The organism is Atlanticothrix silvestris CENA357 (assembly GCF_016056295.1).
GTDB lineage: Bacteria > Cyanobacteriota > Cyanobacteriia > Cyanobacteriales > Nostocaceae > Atlanticothrix > Atlanticothrix silvestris.
Window position 1 is genome coordinate 15,166 of sequence record NZ_JAECZB010000103.1, and the last position, 22,249, is coordinate 37,414.

Below are 22,249 nucleotides of genomic sequence, written 5' to 3' on the forward strand. Positions count from 1 at the left end.
GTGACATCATCAAAGATACGGCTGAAGTTTTAGAACTAGATTATGAGTGTTACGGCTCAACAACCTGGAAACGAGAATTAAAAAAGGCAGGGATAGAACCCGATAATTGTTTTTATTTCCAAAATGAAGCTTTAATACGAGGTAAGTTAAAGTTTGATTTAAATCAAGATCCACCACCCGATTTAGCTTTAGAAATTGATATTACTAATAAATCACCAGATTATTTGCATATTTACGGAATGAATTTTAGAATCACAAGTAACCAAAGGTAAACTCAAATAAAAAGCTGTTGCTGCAATGATACGATCTGCCATTTCTGGTACAATATTTCGGGGAATTTGCATAATTGACTGAGCAATTTCTATGGTTAATGGCATTACTAACCAACTAGTGTGACTGTCGGCTAATGCTTGGTTTAGTCGTTGCAGTGCTACCTCCGGTATTTTCCCTTTTTCTTGCAAGTAAATAATTTCTATAACAGAAATAGCAGCGAGATAAACCGAGTCAGCGTTATCAATTGCTGTTAATGCAGGAGCAGATAATTTTTTGGATTGCAAAAAATACCAAACAATAGCATGGGTATCTACCACTATTGCGTTCATAGAGGAATATCCTTCGGAAAATTCCCCCACATTTCTTGACGGGCTTCAGCAATATCTGTCTCTGTAATTTCAATACCTAAATCACTCCACAACCCGTACAAACTACGGCGAGGTTTTTTTGGCTGTGATTTGTGCTTGAGTAACTGAATGAAATCTAGAACTTCTTGCTGTTTATCTGGTGGTAGTTCGCGTAATTTTTTTATAACTGTTTGTTCAATGGTCATATTTTCACCTTTAAGAATAATTTTATTGTAGAAAATTCATTTTTTCATTTCATACAGTCTCATCAATGGCTTTGAGCAGCTTTTTGTATTATGCGATACTTTTTTCTCAACTTCTGTAAGGCTGTAAAAATTAACTTTTGCCAAAACTCTAGGTACAATACATAAGCCTCATCCTTTTTCTTCAATATTATGGGTAGCACTTTTGGGCATCTATTTAGCATCAGCACTTTTGGCGAGTCCCACGGCGGAGGTGTGGGGGTTGTAATTGATGGTTGTCCTCCGCGACTGGAAATTACGGCTGAAGAAATTCAATTAGAGTTAGACAGAAGACGGCCTGGACAAAGTAAAATAACTACCCCGCGTAAAGAAGCCGATTCCTGTGAGATTTTGTCTGGGGTGTTTGAAGGCAAAACCCTAGGGACACCCATAGCAATTTTGGTGCGGAATAAAGATACACGTTCCCAAGATTACGACGAGATGGAACAGAAGTATCGCCCTTCCCATGCAGATGCAACTTATGATGCTAAATATGGCATTCGCAATTGGCAAGGTGGTGGTAGGTCATCAGCGCGTGAGACAATAGGAAGAGTAGCCGCAGGTGCGATCGCTAAAAAAATTCTCCATCAAGTTGCGAATGTGGAAATTATTGGTTACGTCAAGCGCATCAAAGACTTAGAAGGCGCAGTTGACCCGAATACAGTCACCTTAGAACAAGTAGAAAGCAACATCGTTCGCTGTCCCGATGCTGAATGCGCGAATCGCATGATTGAATTAATTGAGCAAACAGGTAGACAAGGTGATTCTATCGGTGGCGTAGTCGAATGTGTGGCGCGCAATGTCCCAAAAGGCTTGGGCGAACCAGTATTTGATAAATTAGAAGCTGATATCGCTAAAGGTGTGATGTCTCTCCCTGCAAGTAAAGGCCTTGAAATTGGTTCCGGTTTTGCTGGGACACTATTAACTGGAATTGAACATAACGACGAATTTTATATAGATGAAAATGGTGAAATTCGCACCGTAACCAATCGTTCTGGTGGCATTCAAGGGGGAATTTCCAACGGGGAAAATATCATTTTACGAGTTGCATTTAAACCCACAGCCACTATTAGAAAAGAGCAAAAAACAGTCACCAATGAAGGGGAAGAAACTTTATTAGCCGCCAAAGGTAGACATGATCCTTGTGTATTACCCCGTGCAGTCCCAATGGTTGAGGCGATGGTAGCTTTAGTGCTGTGCGACCATTTATTACGCCATCATGGACAATGTAAGACGTTGTAAGTAACACGCAACTTTTAAAGCAAATTTCATGATTTTGGGGTGGTAATTGTGCCATCCCTATTTTTTACTCAGCATTGTTATAGTAGCAGCTAACACAAATTAATCACTGCGATCGCATCTACTTGGTCATTAAGGACAGGATCGCTCATACTAAATGGTAAATCCCGTTGAATCTGAAAACAGTCTATGTTGCCACAAGAACTAAAAGCTCAAATCTTCAAGTTGCCGCCCAGCGATCGCCTCGCACTGATCTCTGCTATTTGAGCAAGCGCGGCAAGCAGTCTTAGAAATACTGACTGCTATGATGATTTGTCCGGTTGATCGAGTTGTTCTGGAATCGGCTTTTAACTCTGGCTTAGCTGATTTTGAAGACGCTGTTCAAATTTTCAGTGCTGTCACTCAAGGATTAGACGCAATTGTGACCCGTGATGCTCAAGGTTTTTTGAGTTCACCTATACCCGCTTTATCTATTCAAGAGTTGTTGCAGCAAGTCAGGCAGCAAAATGGTGGTTAGGTTTAGTTGGAAGGCATAGGGTGAGTATTGGTTTCAAGAAGCAATCAAACGTGGGGTTAATCCTAAAGATATGGATTTTAAAATCAAGCTAGTAGTGAAAAACACCAAGGATGAAAACCAGCGTAAAAAAGTTATATAGTATTTACTAAAAAAAGATTCACAGCGGTATGCTTGGGCAAAGTCATATATCAAAAAGCAGAACAATCAAGACTGAATTAAAAATTAAAATATTATCAAAAAGCCTAGATAAACTAAAAATGATTATATCTAATTCGAGCATCACTATAGCGTTACACTTCAAATTAATTTATATAATTGCATAGCATGGATTTTATCACGCTGTTAGGATTAGCTGCTGCTATACTAACCACGATCGCCTTCTTGCCACAGATGTTTAAAACTTGGCAAACCAAATCAGCAAAAGACGTTTCTTTAGTAATGCTGATAACATTTATGAGTGGTCTTTTTTTATGGTTAATATATGGAATTTATTTACAAGCTTTGCCGATTATTCTTGCTAACAGCATGACGTTATTTTTTAACTTCATAATTCTATGGCTTAAAATTAAATATAGATAACCTGCCTAGATTAAATACCTGTGACATCATCTGTTTTTGACTCTGAACGCCTCTTATTCACTCCTGCTACCCCCGATACCAACGCTATACCGCTGATTTTTGCTTTTCCTAATGAATACAGTGTGGGTATCACCAGCCTTGGCTATCAGGTAGTATGGGCAACTTTGGCAATGCGTGATGATGTGCAGGTGAGTCGCCTGTTTACCGATATTCACGAACAACTTCCCCGAAAGCCAGAGATTATTGGATTTTCTATTTCTTGGGAACTAGATTATGTCAATATTTTAAATCTGCTGGAATTTTTAGAAATTCCCATTCGAGCAAGTTTGCGTGATGAGAATCATCCCCTAATTTTTGGTGGCGGCCCTGTCTTGACTGCTAACCCAGAACCATTCGCAGATTTTTTTGATGTCATCTTGCTAGGAGATGGCGAAAATCTGTTGGGAAATTTTATTGAAGCGTATAAAGAAGTTAGAAACGCCTCAAGAGAAACTCAATTAAAAACATTAGCACAAATACCAGGAATTTACGTTCCTAGTTTGTATGAGGTGGAATATCAAGCAATAGATGGTGCAGTTAAATCAATTAACCCAATTTCTCCAGAAATTCCCACAATAGTCCAAAAACAGACTTATCGAGGTAATACTTTATCGGCATCCACTGTTGTTACAGAAAAGGCGGCATGGGAAAGTATTTATATGGTAGAGGTAGTAAGAAGTTGTCCGGAAATGTGCCGCTTTTGTCTAGCCAGTTATCTCACATTACCTTTTAGAACAGCGAGTTTAGAAAGTTCATTAATTCCAGCTATTGAAAGAGGTTTACAAGTTACCAATCGGCTCGGATTATTAGGAGCTTCTGTTACTCAACATCCAGAGTTTGAAGCTTTATTAGATTATATTAGTCAGCCCAAATATGATGATGTCCGTCTCAGTATCGCTTCAGTCAGAACCAATACAGTCACAGTACAGCTAGTAAAAACTTTAGCGCAACGAGACACGCGATCGCTTACCATTGCTGTAGAAAGTGGTTCGGAAAAAATCCGGCAAATCATCAATAAAAAGCTGCACAATGATGAAATTATCCAAGCGGCTATAAATGCCAAAGCTGGAGGATTAAAAAGTTTGAAACTCTACGGGATGGCAGGAATTCCCGGTGAAGAACCAGAAGATTTAGAGCAAACAGTAGCCATGATGCGTAGCATCAAAAAAGCTGCACCAGGATTGCGCTTAACATTTGGATGCAGCACCTTTGTACCGAAAGCACACACACCATTTCAATGGTTTGGGGTGAATCGCCAAGCCGAAAAGCGGTTACAGTTTTTGCAAAAACAGTTAAAACCACAGGGCATAGAATTTCGCCCAGAAAGCTATAATTGGTCAATCATACAGTGTTTATTGTCGAGGGGCGATCGCAGAATCTCCCACCTTCTCGAACTTACCCGCAACTTTGGCGATTCCTTGGGTAGCTACAAACGTGCTTTCAAGCAACTCAAAGGACAAATCCCCGACTTAGATTTTTATGTTCATGCCAATTGGTCAACAGAGCAAGTATTACCCTGGAGTCACTTGCAAGGGCCTCTACCACAGACTACACTACTAAAGCATTTGGCTGAAGCTACTAGCTATAGCAAAGTGGAAATCAACCACCCGTTTGAAATGTCTAAAACCCTTGCAAAAAAGTAATTACGAATTACGAATTACGAATTACGCACAGCGGTACTAGCTATTTCAATTATTCCCCCAAAGAACTACAGCCATTGAATTCGTAGTTGGAAATTTGATGCAAACAACAGCTGAGTATTACTGCGCCTATTGTGGCGAGACAAACCTAAGCTTTATTGATTTGAGTGCTGGCTCCCAACAATCTTACGTAGAAGATTGTCAAGTTTGCTGTAACCCCAATATTCTCTATGTCCGGGTTGACGAAGACACCTTAGATATCGAGATTGATACCGAATACGAAGAGTAAATTTTAGGTTTTTCTTTCCATGCTGCACTTTACCCATTCCTCAGTGATTAATGCGCCACCAGAAGTAGTTTGGAATTTTCACGAAAGACCAGATATTTTGCAACTTTTGACTCCACCTTGGCAACCAATGCAAGTAGTCCGCCGCGAGGGAGGACTTGATGTCGGTGCCATCACAGAATTTCGCCTATTTGTAGGGCTACTACCTTTAACTTGGTTAGCGCGTCACACTGAATATGAAAAATATCGCTTGTTTACCGACGAACAAATATCTGGCCCTTTTGAATCTTGGGTACATCGACATCAATTTGCACCAGAAGCCGGTAAAACTAGGCTAACTGATGCTATTACCTTCTCTATACCAGGGGGAGGAACAGTTGAATTTATCAGTGGTTGGTTAGTGCAAGCACAATTAGAAGCAATGTTTCGTTACCGTCATTATGTAACTAAACGCGAGTGCGAATCTCGATCATAATGCCCAATCTGTAATCCCTTGTAATTAACCATGCTACTTTTTGTTCAGGTTATTGTATGTTTCATCTTGGTAATTGCTGTAGGGACATGGCTGTCAAAAAGTGCTGATATTTTGGCCGAGAAAACGGGATTAGGGCGTACCTGGATTGGGACACTGTTACTCGCAGGTGTCACATCTTTACCAGAGTTAGCAACAGGTGTAAGTGCAATTGTTGTGTTCAATGCCCCAGACTTAGCAGTAGGCGGCATTTTAGGCAGCTGTCTTTTCAATCTGCTCATTCTGGCGTTGCTTGATATTCTCAGTGGCCCTGAACCCTTACTCAAACGAGCGCAAATTAGTCATGGATTGGCAGCTAGCCTAGGTTGTGCAATGTTGGGCGTGACTGCTGCTGGAATTATCTTAGCTCGTACAGGTACTTATCTGACTGTGGGATGGTTTGGTTTGCCGAGTTTGGTACTACTTTTGTTTTACATGGCGAGCGCCCGTACAATTGCCCAATTTGAGACTAGACGACGTGCTGAAATTTTAGAAGAAGAAGCTGAGGTTTTTCAATACCAACATGTCAGACGTAAGCAGGCTTATGTAATATTTATCTTACTTTCAGTAGCAACTGTAGTTTTAGGTGTGTGGCTGGCTTCTCTGGGCGACCAAGTTGCAAGGGCGACTGGATTGGGGCAGAGTTTTGTTGGCGCACTTTTGCTAGCTGCGGCCACCTCACTACCAGAAGTAGTAGTCTCTCTAGCAGCAATCAGACTCAATGCTGTAGATATGGCAGTATCTAACATTTTTGGCTCAAATCTCTATAACTTGGCAATTCTTGGGGTATTATGATTTGGTGTACTTCCAGGATAATCTTTGGTTGCATGTCAGCCAAGTACACATTTTTACTGCTATTGTAGCGATGATCATGACTTCAGTTGCGATCGCTGGGCTAATCTATCATGCTGTCAGTCGTTCAAAAATGTACATCACTTGGGATGGATTGACTTTGATTATCCTTTATTTAGGCGGTATGTATATGATTTACTACAGCTAAGCTGTTGTTATTGTTATTGAGAATTTAGTAAGACATAATGTGAATTTGAGGTGCTCCCGCTACATTAGTTGCAATTAGCGGTGAGAGTTGTCACTTAAAGATTGATTGTCAATATTCATGGACTGCAACATTTTTTCTCGCTTTTTGCGTGCAATCTGTTGTAAATCCACGGTTCTATCAGTCTCATCTACAATTTCACCAGTTATTACCTCAAGCACGTCTTCCAAAGTAATTACACCAGCAACATTTCCATATTCATCTACCACTACTGCAAGATGTTCACGCGCTTCTATAAAGTGTTTAAGTAGTTTATCTGCTCGAATACTCTCAGGAACAAAGTAAGCTTTTCGAGCCAGAGTAGTAACTTTTTGATCACTACTTCCCTCAACCATTGCTGTTAATAAACTCTGTTTTAAAGCATATCCGATAACTTGATCAATAGAGTCATCAGTTACAAGAATTCTGGTATGTTGGGAGGTGATAATATCGGTTTTACCTTCCGCAAGTGTTAAATCACCTTTTATAGATGTGAGCATAATTCGCGGTGTCATTAGGTCAGATGATGTCACATCATTTAATCTAAATACCCGCTGAATCATTTCTGCCTCATCACTTTCAATAATTCCTTCTTGTTTACCAATATCTGCCAACAATTTGATTTCTGCCTCATTCGTTGTTGGTCGTTTCTTACCTTTAGAAAAAGGTGCAGTAACATTTTCTAAAATCCAAACCAAGGGTGTGAAAGCAATAGATAGCCCTGTAACAGGTAGAGCTACTAGTATGGCAATTTTTTCCGAATAACGCTCTCCAATCGTTTTTGGAATAATTTCACCAAAGATGATAATTAAAAAGGTCAATAACCCTGAAAATACACCAAGCCACTGATAACCTAGTACTTGAGTAGCAACACTACCTGTGAGAATACTACCAATGATATTGAAGGTATTATTGAGTATTACAATAGTAGCAATAGGCCGATTCATGTTTTCACGAATTGCCAAAAGTGCAACTGCTGAAGGATGATTTGATTGCGCTAATTGTCGGACTCTCAATGTAGAAACAGAGAATAGGGCTGTTTCTGCACCAGAACAAATAGCAGAACCTAAAAGAACAAAAGTTACGATGGTTATAAGCTGTAGCATATTATTTTACTCTAAATAGAATAAAAATTTAATACTAGCTGATAATCATCTAAATTAATACTTGAGTCACTAATAATAAGACTCTTTCTGAAGAGAGGTAAGTTACAATTTCCAAAAAATTTAAATTTCGTCAGTAGTTGCATGTATTATTCGTTACGTAAATTAATAGAGTACAAAGAAGGGAATAAAGTTTATATAATAAGCTTTTGCAACTTTTTATCCTGGATAGTTATTTCTGCCAAACTATACTAGTGAATGTAAAACCCTCATAGGGGTAATGTAGTTTTATAAAGTTTAATCGTCTAATAAACTCATCAATGCTTGCAATTCATGGTCTTGCGGCTCTGAAAGTTGACACCGTAATTCTAGCAGTTGAATCTCTAAAGCTTCTGCTACATAAACCATATTAGACTTTTGTGCGATTTTTAGCTGATTTTCTTTAATTTCGATTTGTCGAAGCAAGTGATCTTCAACATGAATTGAATCGTAATCTTGAGAAATCATAGCTTTACATCTAATTAGAATTTATGGAATTAACTAAATTTCTTGTTTATATATTATCTTGAAATTGTCTCAAATTTTAAGTAGGTAGTATCAAATTTTAGATGGATAAATAGTAAAATAGCCTCGTAGTAAGCAGATCAAGTCTTTAGGAGATGTAGCAGAGGGCTGAGAGCTACTTACGGCAAACACAAACCTTTAATTATTTATGTTACACCGATTTACTTCAATCCGTGCGCGATCGCATAAGCAGGCTTTGTTTATATATCAATATAACCGCTTTAGCAAAGCACATTAATCATCTATTAATAAACTGTAAAAATATATCTAGAGTTATATTGGAAGTTTGTAATTAAAATCAGTCCCTTAGAGGCTTTATTTTTTACTGTAAAACAGTACTTTTAAAATAAATAATTATCTACATTTAAATAATTCAATATTGGAGGTAGCTTTGTGCGTTTTGGGCAATGGATTGGCTTATTAGCTATTTTGTTATATCCATTTATATTATTTGGCAAATGAGACAAATATTTTTGGTAGTTTTTTAGGTGTACCATTAGTAATTGTTTGCCAAATTTGGATACAAGAAGTTTTGGTCAAAGATATACTTAACTACTGGCATACTTAAAATAAATCTTAAATCTTGATGTAAATTCAATAAGCAAAAATGGCAAATGGAGGGCAATTTCCTCCACGCCATTATAAAGAGCGATCGCAGGCTATATTGTAGTCAATAACTGCTTCTATGAACGGTGCTTTTAGTGTGTCATCTTTAACTACAAATGCCAACTTTTATTAAATCAATGACTGAGTGACTTAGCGGACGCGATCCCGTTTGTCAATAATTTCCACAGTATTTCCATCAGTGGTATTTCTATCGACATATCTTTCGGTATCTGCATGCATACCAGCACGACTAACATCAGAACTGGAACTAGGATTATCAGAGATATCGTATACTCTCCAACCAAGAATACCTCGATTGCTCAAAATAGAAGCAGCACGCTCAACTTCTTCTTCGTAACCTTCTATGGTCACTAAGTAGTGTCCTTGGGATACGCGATCACTATAACCTTTTGCTTCCTCTTCAGGAATGCCTAAACCAGTTAGAGCGCCTACTATACCACCTGCTGCTGCGCCAATACCAGCACCAGCCAAGGTAGTTGCTATGGTACCTGCTGCTAAAAAAGGCCCTGCACCTGGAATCAGCAAGGCTTCTAGTCCTACCAGTAAGCCACCGATACCTCCCAAGACAGTACCTGTCGTAGCCCCAATACCAGCTCCTTCCTGAGCCTCAGTGTCGCCGCGGTCTTTGACATCAGCCCCAGCAATTTGGTCATTGCGGTCTGTATCTTTAGCTAATACAGACACTTTATCCATCGAGAAACCTGAGTTTCTGAGTTCATGCAACGCTTCTTCCGCTTGCTGTCGGCTAGGAAATGTCCCAATCGCGCGTTTTTTTTGTAGAAATGCCATTTTTCCTCCTTGCATAATTACAAATGTGTTTATACATCAAGTAATTTTTGCAGTGATACTTAATATCAGTTTCTCTCTTGCAATCAAGGTATTCATCAATCTATAGGTTTAGCTTACAATCCATCAGAAGAGAGGGGTTTAATACAACTAAATTGCAACTGTCTTATTTTTCATGCGGTAGAAGCGATCGCATCATTATAAATAAAAATTCTCAACCCACTACTGGCATAGCGCTATTTGACGTTTTGTGGTGACTTTTCTGCCAAGTCTCAATCAATCTAATTAATCTTAGCGTAGACGCAAAGCAGCTTGTCGTAGACATCGCAACACATGGCCAGTTTCTCAAATTCATATCTGGCAAGTATTATTTGCATTTTTTTGATTTGTCAACCGTAATTACAATGTTATTTGTTCACTATTTATATTTAATTAATTTACATAAATGATTTAACTACACCTGCTATTAGCAGAAAATTTTGTAGCTGATAATTTGTTCGTAGGTTTTGCTTCGTCAGTAGTATGAACGAAGGATAAATACACTTTATATATATGAACGAAATTTATATTTGATTAAGTACTAGTACTTAATCAAATATAGATGAATTTCTGTAGATAGTTAATAATTTTAATGGCCAACTTTACTAATTCAAATGAAGACTGACAAGCCTTTAATAGATATAAACAGCCACAGTCAACTTGTTTAGAATCGATTTTGGACAACAACAAATACATACTTCATGTAATCAATTCTACTAAAAATTACCCGCCTTTTAAAAATGTATTTTATATTACTCAGTGTCTATTTAAGTGTATTAATTAAACTTTTATAATCACGGAGAATTACTGTTATCGTTTTTAATAAAAAAATACAACAATGATGGTACGGTTTGAGGCTTTGAACAATTAATTATACTTTGAAACAGACTAACAGTAAGGTAAGTAGAAAATGTGTACTGTATTCAATGTGATGTAATAGTAAGTTGTTGGCTTTACCACTTAAAGCTTCTTGACTATTTGGTAATTTGGTTGCTGCCTTAACCTGCATCTATTGACAAAATTTTAACCTTTGAAATAGGTTTATTAAATATGCAAGACATTTTTACAGTAATTGAAAATAAAAAGCAAGAATTTGCTCAATTACCATTGTTTCATTTCATGCAAGACAAAAGCATAGACCCCAGGCAAAGACTAGCTTGGGCACCATGTGCTGCTCCCTTTATTATGAATTTTGGAGAACTAAATAAGTATTTTTTGAGAGTCGAACCAACAAATGATCCCCTTCAAGCACTTATTAATAAGCATACTTATGAAGATGACCATCATTGGTTGTGGTTTTTGGAAGATTTGAAGAACTTGGAAATTGATAAATCAATGAAATTTAGTGATGCATTAAGATTTTTATGGAGTGCAGAAACTAAGAATGCCCGCTGGTTAAATTATCAACTTTATCAATATACATTACAAGCTACTTCTCTACAAAAACTAATAGTAATTGAAGTAACTGAAGCTACAGGCAATGTTATGTTTTCAACTGCTGCAAAAATTGGTAAAGAAATTAAAGAAATTACCCAGAAAGAATGCCGATATTTTGCGGATTTTCATCTAGATGTAGAAACTGGGCACATGACAAGTTCATTAGACATTGAGCAATTTGTTAAAGACATCACACTGCCAGAAGAAACTCAAAAAGAAGCTTTAAAATCTGTCGAGCAGCTCTTTAAAGTATTCACAAAATTTACCGATGAACTTTTGGTTTATGCCAAAAACCATAGAATTGATTATCCATTGATAATGGGATAATTCAATCATTTATTTAATTTGAAAAAATTTCTCATTCAATAATTAAGGAGTAACTTTTACTATGTCAAAGCACGTACAAAATGTTGTAATTGTTGGTGGTGGTTCTGCTGGTTGGATGACTGCTGCTTATCTCAGCAAAGCTTTAGATAAAAATGTTCAGATTACTTTGGTTGAATCATCTAACATCACAACAGTTGGAGTTGGCGAGGCAACTTTTAGTACCATCAAGGTATTCTTTGATTATCTTGGTCTACAAGAACATGAATGGATGCCAAAGTGTAATGCTACCTATAAGATGGGAATTAAGTTTGTTAATTGGAATGCTAAAAGACAACATTTTTATCATCCCTTCCAAAGATATGAAGTGATAGATGGCTTTGATATTTCTGAATGGTGGTTGAAAATCAAAAAAAATCAGGAAGCATTCGATTATGCTTGTTTTTTAATACCCTGGCTATGTGACAATCAGAAATCTCCCAGATATCTGGATGGACAAGTTTTTGATGATAAAGTTCAAAATGAATTTTCCTCGCAACAGATTGCTAAGAAAAACATTCTGAATAATTTAAAGATTCAGTACCCTTATGCCTATCATTTTGATGCTAATCTGCTGGCAAGATTCATGAAAGATTATGCAATGCGTAGGGGCGTGAAACAAATTGTTGATGATGTGATAGATGTAAAGTTAGCAGAAGACGGAAGCATAGATCACATCAATACTAAAGAGCATGATAGTATCAATGGCGACCTTTTTATAGACTGTACTGGTTTCCGTGGTTTGTTGATCAATAAAGCTCTCGGTGAGCCATTTATTTCTTATGCAGAGTCGTTACTTTGCGATAGTGCGATCGCCATGCAGCTACCGAGTGATATTCAGAAAGATGGCATTAACCCTTACACAACAGCAACTGCACTAAATAATGGTTGGGTCTGGAACATTCCATTGTATGGCAGAAGTGGCACAGGGTACGTTTACTCCAGTGCATTTGTTTCTCAAGAGGATGCTGAAAAAGAGTTTCGAGAGCATTTAGGAGAAGCTTCTGATAATTGCAAAGCATCTCATATCAAAATGAGAATTGGACGCAATCGCAACTCATGGGTGAAAAATTGTGTCGCAATTGGTCTTTCTAGTGGATTTGTGGAACCACTAGAGTCTACCGGGATATTCTTCATTCAACATGCCATCGAAGAATTAGTTAGTCATTTTCCCAATAAATCGTCCAATGAAGAACTGATTAACAGCTACAACAAAGTTATCGCCGATTGCATAGATGGTGTACGAGACTTCTTGACTCTCCATTATTGTGCCAGTGATAGAGCAGATACAGAATTTTGGAAGGCAACAAAGCATGACATCAAAGTTCCGGAAAACTTACGTGAAAAATTAAGATTATGGAAAAACAGACTCCCCAATAATAAGAGTATTAATCCGAAATTTCACGGTTTTGAATCTTACTCTTATTCAGTTATGTTGCTGGGTTTAAATTATATGCCAGAAAGCAGCTTACCTGTTCTAGAGCATATCGAAGATCAAAATGCCAGAGCCGCATTTATGGCAATTCAAGAAAAAGCTAATTATCTAAGTGCTACTTTGCCCTCACAGTATGAATATTTGACTCATGTGATAAAGTCTCAAGAACAGTCAGAGTATCTTCATGAAAATAACTTGGTTTCCTCGTATTCCAATGAAAATAACTTAACTGCCTCAAAAGAATCTCTGCCAACAGTAGTGTATTAAACCTTTACATATCGATATGAAAATTCAGCATATTTGTATCATTGGGGCTGGTATTAGTGGTTTAGTCGCAGCTAAGACCTTTACTGAAGAAGGTTACGAAGTAACTGTATTCGAGAAACAGAAAGGACTTGGTGGTGTATGGGAGAAGTCTCGAACTTACACAGGGCTGACCACTCAAAGCCCTCGTGATACTTATGCTTTTTCTGATTATCCCATGCCTGCGTCCTATCTGGAGTGGCCCACAGCGGAGCAGGTAAGAAATTACTTGGAGTCTTACGCGCAGAACTTTGGCATTTTAGAGAAGATTCAATTCCAAACAGAAGTCATTCAAGTTGAGAGGAAGACTGACATACAAGCAAAATGGGTAGTTAGCGTCAATTCCCAGGATGCCAATAGACCAAAGCAACACGAGTTTGATTTCGTCCTGGTATGCAACGGTCTATTTAATATCCCAAAAGTGCCAGTATTGCCCGGTAAGGAAGATTTTATCGCATCTGGAGGACAGGTACTACATTCCACCGAGTTGAACGACATTTCCCAATTCAAAGGTAAGCGGGTAATCGTTGTCGGCTTCGGCAGATCTGCAACTGATATAGCCACCTCTGCTGCTACTCTAGCCAAAGAATGTACTCTTGTCTTTCGTCACGCCTTATGGAAAGTTCCTAAGTTTTTCCTCGGTTTAGTCAATCTAAAGTACATTCTTTTGAGCCGCTTTGGAGAGGCTTGGTTGCCTTACCGTCAACTTCAAGGCATAGAATTAGTATTGCATACTATCGGGAAGCCCTTAGTGTGGGCTTTCTGGCAGATGAACCAAATTATATTACGCTTGCAGCTTGGTCTTGATGCTTGTGGGATGTTGCCTGATCAACCCATGTCCCAATCGGTGAATTGTTCTACAGCGATCGCACCCGATAATTTTTATCAGTACTTGAACACTGGCAAACTAAAATCTAAAAAGACAACAATTGCTCGGTTTTGCAATGACGGAGTGGAACTAGCAAGTGGTGAGCGATTGCAGGCAGATATAGTCATTTTTGGCACAGGATTTCGCCAAGACGTTCCCTTTCTTGAAGAAAAGTATCGTCAAATGCTAATCGATGATCAAGGTTACTTTCATCTCTACCGCAATCTTATTCACCCTGATATTCCTCAGCTAGGTTTTGTCGGTTATAACTCTAGTTTTTTTTCCCAGTTAACGTCTGAAGTTGGGGTCTGGTGGTTAGCGGAGTATGCTAAAGGCAATCTAGCTATACCTTCACGCTTTAAAATGATTGAGGATATGGAGACAGAATTTCACTGGTGGCAAACTCAGTGGTCTCAAGGTCGAGGTAATGGAGGATGCATATCTCCATTTAACTTTCATCACCTCGAACAGTTAATACAAGATATGAGGGTGAAAAGTCACACCAAAGGCTGGCAGAAACTTGTACAAGTTATGAAGCCAGTAAATCCATCTGCTTACAAAAATATTCGGCAACAATTGCAGGCAAAAAGGTCTTCATCTGTCAATGATTCTGAAATAGGTAGCATCTTAACAACAACTGTTGTTGATTAATACCTATTTCAAGGAATCCTTGCTTAAACACATCAGTAGCAGTCTGTCAAGCTAAAGTGGTTGTTGTATAAGATTTATAGCTTTCAAATTCTACCGCTAAATGTTATTGCCCTAGTCAAACGCAACTTATCTAAATCAATCTGATTTAGGAGTAACCAAGATTGGATGAGGTCTGGGCCATGAACATCTCCAGTTAAAGCGGCTCTGAGTGATCGCATAACTAAGCCCTTTTTAACTTTTTGCTCTTTTACCACTTGTTTAATTATGTCTTGAGCGATCGCTTCCGATAGTTGCGGCTGATTTTCTAAAGCTGTGAGAATTGCTTGCAGAGCAGCATTAGAACCTTCTTGTTTTAGTTGTTGGCTGGCTTCTTCGCTAAATTCCACTGTATCGATGAAAAACAGTTGACTCATAGCTACAGCATCTACCAAACGAGTCAAACTTTGGCTTATTAAAGTTACTAACTCCTCTAACCAAGGACGCTCTCGTCCTTTATCAAATTGATATCCAGCTGCTTCCCAATAAGGTATGAGTAAATCTGTCAGTTTATCCGTCGGCAGATTGTGGAGATACTGACTATTTAACCAATCCAGCTTTGCCCAGTCAAATTTTGCGCCTGCTTTATTGACACGCTCAAAGGTAAACTCTTTAGCTGCTGTTTCTAAAGTAAATATTTCTTGAGTAGAGTCTGGAGGCGACCAACCCAATAGAGTCATATAATTTACCAAACCTTCAGCAGTAAAGCCCATTTGCTGAAAGTCAGAAATGGAAGTGACTCCATCCCGCTTAGAAAGTTTGCGCCCTTCCATGTTCAAAATTAAGGGTGTGTGGGCAAATTCTGGTATTTTTGCCCCTAAAGCTTCATATAACAGAATTTGCTTGGCAGTATTGGCTATGTGATCTTCTCCCCGGATGACATGGGTGATTTGCATATCTATGTCATCCACCACAACCACAAAGTTGTATAGTGGTTGACCAATGCCATCTTCTGAGGCGCGAGCAATGACCATATCACCACCCAAATCACTGCCTCGCCAGCTCATACTACCCCGCACCAAATCATTCCAGACGATTTCTCGTTCATCTGCAATTTTGAAGCGAATCACGAAGCTACGTCCTGCGGCTTGATAAGCTGCTTCTTGTTCTGGGGTCAGGTCGCGGTGACGGTTATCATAACGGGGAGCTTCCCCTTTAGCTTTTTGGGTTTCTCGCAACGCTTCTAGTTCTTCAGAAGTGGTGTAGCAGCGATAGGCTAATCCTTGTTCTAGGAGTTTTTCAACTGCTGTTTTATATAAATCTAGGCGTTGAGATTGGAAAAATGGCCCTTCATCCCAGTTTAAACCTAGCCAGCGCAAACCTGTAAGGATATTTTCAGTATATTCAGGGCGCGATCGCTCTAGGTCTGTGTCTTCAATTCGCAGAATAAATGTTCCACCGTGGTGGCGGGCAAATAACCAGTTAAATACAGCAGTTCTGGCTGTACCAATATGTAAATTACCAGTTGGGCTGGGTGCAATACGGACTCTAACAGTCACAGTTGATTCTCTCTTTCGCAAAGCATGATAAATGTAGCTTATAACAAGCTTTAAATATCGAGTTAAAAAACTACGGACTCTAATAAACCTTTATTAAGTCATTAAAGTCTTAATGCTTAACTCTATTAAGACTTTGAACGGGACTGACGGGGCTCGAACCCGCAACTTCCGCCGTGACAGGGCGGTGCTCTAACCAATTGAACTACAGTCCCTTAGTTGGCAACTTTGTCATTATGCCTATTTTTTTCTTACTTGTCAAGTATTTTAAAAGTTTTTATTTTTTTCGCATACGCTAAAAAATGTAACATTTCAGGTTGAGCTTGATACTACAACGTGGGGTGTTGGTGCCAAGTACCGTAGTATCCGAGATTGCATTTGTTTATACTGCTGTTTTAATAAGTGTTTACCCAACTGGGGTTGAGAAGAAGGTGGTAGGTGTTTACTTTGTTCTAGCCAGACTTGCAACATTTGCCGCTGAGTTGGATCAACATAACTGCTGAGAACATTGGTACAAGAATGGGGTGCTTCTAGGGTAAAACAAATCAAGGGGTAGCGTTCATTTTCTGCCAATGAATGCACTAACTGATGATTTGAAGGATATTGCATATCTAAGTAACAAGGTAGCCATCTAGGGCCTAATTCTTGATTGTAGAGGACTGTTACCCACAACAGCATCGGGTGGGGGGATGTAATAAATATAAATTGGTTGTGACGCTTAGAAAGGATACGTTTTTGAATTTCTTGTTTAGGCAACATCAGCCATAGTGCTGCTACAGTTCCTTGCGGAGTGTCTATAAGCTGAGGAAAAACAATTTCTTGAATGGGTTTATTTTGAGGCCAAACAAATCGCCCACAATTTTTTTCGATTGCTAAAAGTAATCCAGAACCCAAGGGAATAGTAGGCGCAGTTCTGGAAGACAAATTTGTAGGTAAAATGGGACAATTAGACTTTTCTAAACTGTTTAATACTTGTAAGATTGCCGTCATATTTTGGGGGCGATCGCTGGGCACTTTTGCCAGACAACCCATAATTAAATCATTGATCTGTTGAGGGAGTCTGAGTTGAGAATTAACCTCTGCGATCGCTCTGGGTGCTTCAAAGTGATGTGCTTTATACCAAGCACCGAATAAATCTGTTTCTGGCTTCCAAGGTTTGACACCTGTGAGCATCTCAAACATCAGTACGCCTAAGCTGTAAATATCAGAACGACTATCTAATTCTCCCCCTTCTAATTGTTCAGGAGAAGAGTATGGTAAAGTTCCATTAAATCCTTTATTAGTACTATTTGTAGCTGCATGATTAAGAAATTTAGCAATTCCAAAATCGAGAATTTTGACTAATTGACCTAATATGGGATCGGGAACAACTAATATATTAGCTGGCTTAATATCTCGATGAACTAGAGGAAAAATTTTGCCATCAATATTAATACCTTGATGGGCACACTGCAAACCTAAACAAATCTGGCGCGCTAAAATTGAAAACCTGGACAAAGGTATAGGAATTAAATCTTTTAAACTCCTACCGTTGAGATATTCCATTACATAAAATGGTTTACCTTCTGCACTTACACCGTAGTCATACGCCCGCACAATATGTAAGCTTTTTTGACTCAAAGCTGCGCTAGTACGTGCTTCACGGGCAAAATCTTGTTGGATTTTGGGATTGACAAAAGTCTGGGAAAGAAATTTAACGGCAACTGGTGTACCCCCTAATAAAACATCCTCTGCTAAAAACACTTCACCCATGCCACCCCTCCCAATCAACTGCTTAAGTTGATAACGATTAGCCAGCAATTCCTTCCTGTGTGGTGACACAAATGCACTTTGATTCACTTTTACAACCTCTATTGTTGCCGCGTTAAAAATTAATAATTTTGAATAAATTAACTAATTAATTTTTACTTTAATTACGTGCTAAAATTTGTAAAAATTTCTCAAACAATTTAGATACCCACTGTTTAAAACCAGCTTTTGCTATGTGCGGATTGGCTGCCAAATTTTGTCTAATTTCTAGCTTCACTTTCTCATACTCTGCTTTCAGAATATTTTTGGCTTGATCGGGTGAAATTAATTCATTTGATTTTTGATTTGTAGCTAAATAATCTGCAAGTTGTTGGCGCTGGCTAGCTGTGAAAGTTAAAGTCATAACATGGGCACAACGAGTTGGTTCTTCTAAGGCAAAAAATAGTAAATGATAGTAGCCTGTATCTGCTAAAGCCCGAACTATTTTTTGTCCTCTATGGTCTTTGATATCTAAAAAATAAGATAACCAACGTGTGAGGGAAAATTGGGCATCATATAGCACTGTTACCCACAATAACATTGGGTAAATATTCATTTTGGCAATAAATTCCGTGCCATGAGTTTTATTTAAAAATTTGCTAATCTCTTCTTGGGGTAGCATTGCCCAAATAGTTGCTATTGTGCCTTGAGTGGTATGTAATAAATGGGGAAAACCAATAGGAGCAATTGGTTTATTTTTGGGCCAGGTTTTTTGCAAACACTCTTTTTCTGATACTGAAGTTAGAGGTACTAATTGCACCGGGGATGAAGTTTGCCAGTTGTGATCATTAAGCTGATGCTTAACCTGCTCTAATTTTTCTAAAATTTGGCTGATGTTTTGCGGGCGATCGCTGACTTCTTTCGCTAGACAATTCATCACTAACTTTTGCAATTCCTGCGGTACTTGGATTTGAGAATTAACTTCCTCAAATGTTGGTGGAGTTTGAAAACGATGAGCTTGATACCAAGTGCCAAAAGAGTTACTTTGTGTTTGAAATGGATGTTTCCCTGTAAGCATTTCAAACATCAGTACTCCCAAACTATAAATATCGGAACGTACATCCAGTAGTTTACGTCCTTCCATGTGTTCGGGAGAACAATAAGGTAAACTACCAATAAAAGAATCAGTCAGCGTCATGCCACTGCGTTCTGTTAAAAACTTGGCAATGCCAAAATCGAGAATTTTCACAATCTCGCCTTGTTTGGCATCTTCAATCATGAATATATTTTCCGGTTTAATATCCCGATGCACAATCGGATAAATCTCTCCTTTGAGACTAATCCCTTGATGGGCGCACTGTAAACCTAAACAAATTTGCTGACAAATATCCAAAAATTTTGATGTCGCTAATGGCTGAATTTTGAGAATTTGCTTTAAATTTTTTCCTTGGAGATACTCCATGACATAAAAGGGAGTTTTGTCATCTGTCACGCCGTAACTTAACACCCGAACAATATTTTTACTTTTACGTCCCAATTGAGCGCCAATAAAAATTTCTCTAGCAAAGCGTTGGGATATTTGCTGAGTTCCCAAACTCAGCAACAGAATTTTTATTGCAACTAATGTACCACCTTTAGCTGCATCTTCTGCTAGGTAAACCCTACCCATTCCTCCTTTGCCAATTAAATCTTTTATTAAATAGCGATTGTTTAAAAATTTTCCAATATAAACATCTAATTCTATTTTTGGCTTTAGCATATTTGAAAATTTTACGCTATCAAATATTTTATAAACATCTAGACAAAAGCTTGATAATTTTATGTAATTCTTTATTGGATACAATAAAAATTTAAAAAAACAAAGAAGATAAAAATTAATTCTGCATAAACTTAATTCAAAACATTCTGAAAAACTCCTTAAATATTTATGTAACATATTACTTAAGCAAAATGTATGAGAAAATTCACTGAATCCATAAATAGGCTGAATTTCCTTAATCAAATACAGCAGTAAATCCACGTACTAACTAGTAATAGCGGCAAGGCATGTCTGTGCATATTCTGAAACTGCTAATTTTGTATTAATCTATAAAGTTAAATTTTGCTTGTGTAGGAGTTAATTGGATTTGTCAAAAATTTTAAAAAGTTCAACAATAAATATGTCAATCTATCGCTAAAATTTAGGAATTAAACGGCGGAATAATCTAATAATTGGAGCTTCAATTTGAAGTTGAAAAGCCAAAATTTGGGTGCGTTGTAGGGAATTGAAATTATCATCGCTGATGAGGATTAATGAGCGCTGTCCATTAGGTAACTTAGAACCAAAGGTCAAACCTTCAATGTTATCTAGTGCAACGTCTAGGGTTCTGAGATCTAACAGTAATTTTTTCTTGACTGGTTTGATGTTCTGAAAATCAACTGCTAAAAGGCTATTGATATCTTGAATATCATCAGATCCTTCTAAGGAAACCTGAAACAAGGAAACAGCAAATCCTAAGCCAGTAAAAGATCGCTCAATACTAAGGAAGTGTCCTTGATTATCCAAAGCTAGTAAATCAGGTAATCCACTAGCGAACCTACCAGTTAGATTAAATAGTGGTGCAACTGGTTCGGTTTGGTACAGAAATTCTTTTTCAGACTGATTAGTAAGCAGGTTGTATTGCAAAATCCGGCAAGGACTACCAAGATTAGCTTTAGCTGCTGGGCCATCTTGAATGAGAGCATTTTCGGTAGCGGTAAATAGATGCTTATTATCTGGCGTAATAGTCAGGCTTTCAAACGCTAAATTATTGCGAATGCCCTGCTGACTATTTTGATCTGGCAAAAATTTGTTTGGGACGGGTAGTGTTGTCATTACTCTACCAGCAGCAAGAGAGAACTCTTTAATAAAAGGATTAATTAATTGTCCAACATTACCTTCAGAAGAAATAAAAACAGTATCCTTATTAGTTAAAGCAATACCTTCTGTATCACTGCTACCAGGAGCAAAAATTTGACCATTATCGTTTAGAAGTGTAGTGACACCTACTGGCACAACGCCACCATTTTTTAGAGAACCTTTGCTCAAGTCGATTTTCAGAGTATAGAAACGGATATTAGCTTTTTGCCCACGCTCATCGGAAATAGCATAATAAAGATCATTTTTTGCATCGTAGGTAATTCCAGATAAGCCCCCAACTTCTGTTTTCTGGAAAGATAATCCTTTTGGCAAAGTGGCTTGTCCGATAAAGTCTATCCCACTAATCTCAACGGCGCTTGTAGATAAATTAACCAGAAAAAGACTAATAATTACAATTACAAAAATAATAAAATAAATAATTTTAGGAAATTTCAAAATCTTTTTAATTAACTTCATTAATTATATTTCGCTATTTAAAAGAATAATCAATTATCAGATGCGTTATACCAATTTAATGTGAAGCTGCACTAAATGAGTAACTCTCTATTCTTGGCGTACTTGGCGGTTCGTTTAATATTCTATGCATCTTCATAGAGAATTGGTATTAGAGCAATGCACCTGATAAATATTGATTTACCTGAAACTAGTATGAGTGGGTAAACGATGCTGCCGTCGACGTTTTTTCCAAAATTTGTTGATGAAAAAGTTGTTTATACCTTGTTCATGAGTTGTTTGAGAGTTTGTAGAGGTTTGTCTCTTGTTGATCAAATGATCTATTGAGTAGATATTGAAGCTGTTCGCAGCGAGTAAAATAAACAGTACAATGCCATAACTCAGCATAGAAGTAGCTGCACCCCAGTTTTGTACTGATGTCACACCCATCTTTAAGATGATCATCAGGATAAATGTAGCAACAAGGGCACTGCGAGTTGCCAACCCTACTGTAATCGATACACCCACAATTAATTCAACAGGGGGAACCAAATAGGAATTAATTCTAACGAGAAACTCTGGGAAATAAGAATTTTCCAGTTGTTTAACCGTATCTTCTACAAATCCTGGGATGTTGAAAATGCGAGTGAATCCATGATTAAAGTAATTTACACCAATGAGAATTCGTAGTAACAAATAAGCGATCGCAATATCTTTCTGTTTAAGACCAATGTAGGTTTTATTTTCGGTCATTGCTATAACTCCAAATATGT

General features: G+C 37.9%; 22 protein-coding genes and 1 tRNA gene. 12 read left to right on the forward strand and 11 right to left on the reverse strand.

The genetic code is table 11. The features are described from left to right. Positions 1 to 8 precede the first annotated feature (8 nt). Positions 9 to 272 carry a Uma2 family endonuclease gene (locus I8751_RS30535; protein ID WP_404800457.1) on the forward strand — a complete coding sequence of 88 codons (264 nt, stop codon included), beginning with the start codon at positions 9 to 11 and terminating at the stop codon, positions 270 to 272. On the opposite strand, the gene I8751_RS27360 is transcribed toward I8751_RS30535, so the two are convergent. Together I8751_RS27360 and I8751_RS27365 are read right to left on the reverse strand one after the other, a co-directional pair. Continuing rightward, entirely contained in the window at positions 213 to 602 is a 390-nt protein-coding gene (locus I8751_RS27360) for a type II toxin-antitoxin system VapC family toxin (RefSeq protein WP_214442233.1), read from the reverse strand. The genes I8751_RS30535 and I8751_RS27360 overlap by 60 nt on opposite strands. After that, complete coding sequence (locus I8751_RS27365; RefSeq protein WP_214442234.1) at positions 599 to 826, reverse strand: DUF2281 domain-containing protein; 228 nt, start codon at positions 824 to 826, stop codon at positions 599 to 601. Before I8751_RS27365 ends, I8751_RS27360 begins: the two co-directional genes overlap by 4 nt. Before the next feature lie 189 nt (positions 827 to 1,015). Between I8751_RS27365 and aroC the strand changes: the two genes are divergently transcribed. The 8 genes from aroC (at position 1,016) to I8751_RS29925 (ending at position 6,673) form a co-directional block, all read left to right on the forward strand. Further along, positions 1,016 to 2,104, forward strand: coding sequence for a chorismate synthase (aroC, locus tag I8751_RS27370; RefSeq protein WP_214442235.1), 1,089 nt, complete (start codon positions 1,016 to 1,018; stop codon positions 2,102 to 2,104). Between the two features lie 253 nt (positions 2,105 to 2,357). Then, positions 2,358 to 2,618 carry a PIN domain-containing protein gene (locus I8751_RS27375; protein WP_404800458.1) on the forward strand — a complete coding sequence of 87 codons (261 nt, stop codon included), beginning with the start codon at positions 2,358 to 2,360 and terminating at the stop codon, positions 2,616 to 2,618. 324 nt (positions 2,619 to 2,942) lie between these two features. Further along, positions 2,943 to 3,197, forward strand: coding sequence for a SemiSWEET transporter (locus tag I8751_RS27380; RefSeq protein ID WP_214442237.1), 255 nt, complete (start codon positions 2,943 to 2,945; stop codon positions 3,195 to 3,197). A gap of 20 nt (positions 3,198 to 3,217) precedes the next feature. Next, on the forward strand, positions 3,218 to 4,879 hold the full coding sequence (locus I8751_RS27385) for a B12-binding domain-containing radical SAM protein (protein WP_214442238.1): 1,662 nt from the start codon (positions 3,218 to 3,220) through the stop codon (positions 4,877 to 4,879). A 97-nt stretch (positions 4,880 to 4,976) separates the two neighbouring features. Beyond that, complete coding sequence (locus I8751_RS27390) at positions 4,977 to 5,165, forward strand: CPXCG motif-containing cysteine-rich protein (protein WP_214442239.1); 189 nt, start codon at positions 4,977 to 4,979, stop codon at positions 5,163 to 5,165. 19 nt (positions 5,166 to 5,184) lie between these two features. Next, positions 5,185 to 5,637, forward strand: a complete 453-nt coding sequence (locus I8751_RS27395) for an SRPBCC family protein (RefSeq protein ID WP_214442240.1) — start codon at positions 5,185 to 5,187, stop codon at positions 5,635 to 5,637. A gap of 30 nt (positions 5,638 to 5,667) precedes the next feature. Continuing rightward, positions 5,668 to 6,468 (forward strand): sodium:calcium antiporter, encoded by an 801-nt coding sequence (locus I8751_RS27400; protein WP_225894454.1) that lies wholly within the window; start codon positions 5,668 to 5,670, stop codon positions 6,466 to 6,468. Position 6,469: 1 nt separating this feature from the next. Next, the gene (locus tag I8751_RS29925; protein ID WP_225894455.1) at positions 6,470 to 6,673 is read left to right on the forward strand and encodes a hypothetical protein; all 204 of its coding nucleotides are present in this window, start codon (positions 6,470 to 6,472) and stop codon (positions 6,671 to 6,673) included. A gap of 74 nt (positions 6,674 to 6,747) precedes the next feature. Here the strand turns inward: I8751_RS29925 and I8751_RS27405 are convergent, their stop codons facing one another. The 3 genes from I8751_RS27405 to I8751_RS27415 form a co-directional block, all read right to left on the reverse strand. Continuing rightward, complete coding sequence (locus tag I8751_RS27405) at positions 6,748 to 7,815, reverse strand: hemolysin family protein (protein ID WP_214442241.1); 1,068 nt, start codon at positions 7,813 to 7,815, stop codon at positions 6,748 to 6,750. Between the two features lie 294 nt (positions 7,816 to 8,109). After that, on the reverse strand, positions 8,110 to 8,319 hold the full coding sequence (locus I8751_RS27410) for a hypothetical protein (RefSeq protein ID WP_214442242.1): 210 nt from the start codon (positions 8,317 to 8,319) through the stop codon (positions 8,110 to 8,112). A gap of 813 nt (positions 8,320 to 9,132) precedes the next feature. After that, entirely contained in the window at positions 9,133 to 9,792 is a 660-nt protein-coding gene (locus I8751_RS27415) for a general stress protein (protein WP_214442243.1), read from the reverse strand. Between the two features lie 1,086 nt (positions 9,793 to 10,878). On the opposite strand from I8751_RS27415, the gene I8751_RS27420 reads away from it, so the two are divergent. From I8751_RS27420 to I8751_RS27430, 3 genes are all read left to right on the forward strand, one after another. Beyond that, entirely contained in the window at positions 10,879 to 11,592 is a 714-nt protein-coding gene (locus I8751_RS27420) for a hypothetical protein (protein WP_214442244.1), read from the forward strand. Between the two features lie 61 nt (positions 11,593 to 11,653). Then, positions 11,654 to 13,330, forward strand: a complete 1,677-nt coding sequence (locus tag I8751_RS27425) for a tryptophan halogenase family protein (protein ID WP_214442245.1) — start codon at positions 11,654 to 11,656, stop codon at positions 13,328 to 13,330. Between the two features lie 16 nt (positions 13,331 to 13,346). Next, positions 13,347 to 14,885, forward strand: coding sequence for a flavin-containing monooxygenase (locus I8751_RS27430; protein ID WP_214442246.1), 1,539 nt, complete (start codon positions 13,347 to 13,349; stop codon positions 14,883 to 14,885). 83 nt (positions 14,886 to 14,968) lie between these two features. Here I8751_RS27430 and gltX read toward each other — a convergent pair whose 3' ends face one another. From gltX to I8751_RS27460, 6 genes are all read right to left on the reverse strand, one after another. Beyond that, complete coding sequence (gltX, locus tag I8751_RS27435; RefSeq protein ID WP_214442247.1) at positions 14,969 to 16,420, reverse strand: glutamate--tRNA ligase; 1,452 nt, start codon at positions 16,418 to 16,420, stop codon at positions 14,969 to 14,971. Between the two features lie 138 nt (positions 16,421 to 16,558). Next, positions 16,559 to 16,632: transfer RNA gene (locus tag I8751_RS27440), tRNA-Asp, on the reverse strand. 97 nt (positions 16,633 to 16,729) lie between these two features. Then, positions 16,730 to 18,256 carry a serine/threonine protein kinase gene (locus I8751_RS27445; protein ID WP_214442248.1) on the reverse strand — a complete coding sequence of 509 codons (1,527 nt, stop codon included), beginning with the start codon at positions 18,254 to 18,256 and terminating at the stop codon, positions 16,730 to 16,732. 70 nt (positions 18,257 to 18,326) lie between these two features. Continuing rightward, positions 18,327 to 19,904 (reverse strand): serine/threonine protein kinase, encoded by a 1,578-nt coding sequence (locus tag I8751_RS27450; RefSeq protein WP_214442249.1) that lies wholly within the window; start codon positions 19,902 to 19,904, stop codon positions 18,327 to 18,329. Between the two features lie 414 nt (positions 19,905 to 20,318). Further along, positions 20,319 to 21,500, reverse strand: a complete 1,182-nt coding sequence (locus tag I8751_RS27455; protein WP_214442250.1) for an esterase-like activity of phytase family protein — start codon at positions 21,498 to 21,500, stop codon at positions 20,319 to 20,321. A gap of 177 nt (positions 21,501 to 21,677) precedes the next feature. Further along, the gene (locus tag I8751_RS27460) at positions 21,678 to 22,229 is read right to left on the reverse strand and encodes a DoxX family protein (RefSeq protein WP_214442251.1); all 552 of its coding nucleotides are present in this window, start codon (positions 22,227 to 22,229) and stop codon (positions 21,678 to 21,680) included. Between the last annotated feature and the right edge of the window lie 20 nt (positions 22,230 to 22,249).

What these genes read in the sequence shown, in the direction of transcription:
- I8751_RS27455 (WP_214442250.1), bottom strand. Translation starts at nt 21,500, where the DNA reads ATGAAGTTAATTAAAAAGATTTTGAAATTTCCTAAAATTATTTATTTT.
- I8751_RS27395 (WP_214442240.1), top strand. Translation starts at nt 5,185, where the DNA reads ATGCTGCACTTTACCCATTCCTCAGTGATTAATGCGCCACCAGAAGTA.
- I8751_RS27430 (WP_214442246.1), top strand. Translation starts at nt 13,347, where the DNA reads ATGAAAATTCAGCATATTTGTATCATTGGGGCTGGTATTAGTGGTTTA.
- aroC (WP_214442235.1), top strand. Translation starts at nt 1,016, where the DNA reads ATGGGTAGCACTTTTGGGCATCTATTTAGCATCAGCACTTTTGGCGAG.
- I8751_RS27415 (WP_214442243.1), bottom strand. Translation starts at nt 9,792, where the DNA reads ATGGCATTTCTACAAAAAAAACGCGCGATTGGGACATTTCCTAGCCGA.
- I8751_RS27405 (WP_214442241.1), bottom strand. Translation starts at nt 7,815, where the DNA reads ATGCTACAGCTTATAACCATCGTAACTTTTGTTCTTTTAGGTTCTGCT.
- I8751_RS27420 (WP_214442244.1), top strand. Translation starts at nt 10,879, where the DNA reads ATGCAAGACATTTTTACAGTAATTGAAAATAAAAAGCAAGAATTTGCT.
- I8751_RS27390 (WP_214442239.1), top strand. Translation starts at nt 4,977, where the DNA reads ATGCAAACAACAGCTGAGTATTACTGCGCCTATTGTGGCGAGACAAAC.
- I8751_RS27460 (WP_214442251.1), bottom strand. Translation starts at nt 22,229, where the DNA reads ATGACCGAAAATAAAACCTACATTGGTCTTAAACAGAAAGATATTGCG.
- I8751_RS27425 (WP_214442245.1), top strand. Translation starts at nt 11,654, where the DNA reads ATGTCAAAGCACGTACAAAATGTTGTAATTGTTGGTGGTGGTTCTGCT.
- I8751_RS27365 (WP_214442234.1), bottom strand. Translation starts at nt 826, where the DNA reads ATGACCATTGAACAAACAGTTATAAAAAAATTACGCGAACTACCACCA.
- I8751_RS27380 (WP_214442237.1), top strand. Translation starts at nt 2,943, where the DNA reads ATGGATTTTATCACGCTGTTAGGATTAGCTGCTGCTATACTAACCACG.
- I8751_RS27400 (WP_225894454.1), top strand. Translation starts at nt 5,668, where the DNA reads ATGCTACTTTTTGTTCAGGTTATTGTATGTTTCATCTTGGTAATTGCT.
- I8751_RS27450 (WP_214442249.1), bottom strand. Translation starts at nt 19,904, where the DNA reads ATGCTAAAGCCAAAAATAGAATTAGATGTTTATATTGGAAAATTTTTA.
- I8751_RS27360 (WP_214442233.1), bottom strand. Translation starts at nt 602, where the DNA reads ATGAACGCAATAGTGGTAGATACCCATGCTATTGTTTGGTATTTTTTG.
- I8751_RS27410 (WP_214442242.1), bottom strand. Translation starts at nt 8,319, where the DNA reads ATGATTTCTCAAGATTACGATTCAATTCATGTTGAAGATCACTTGCTT.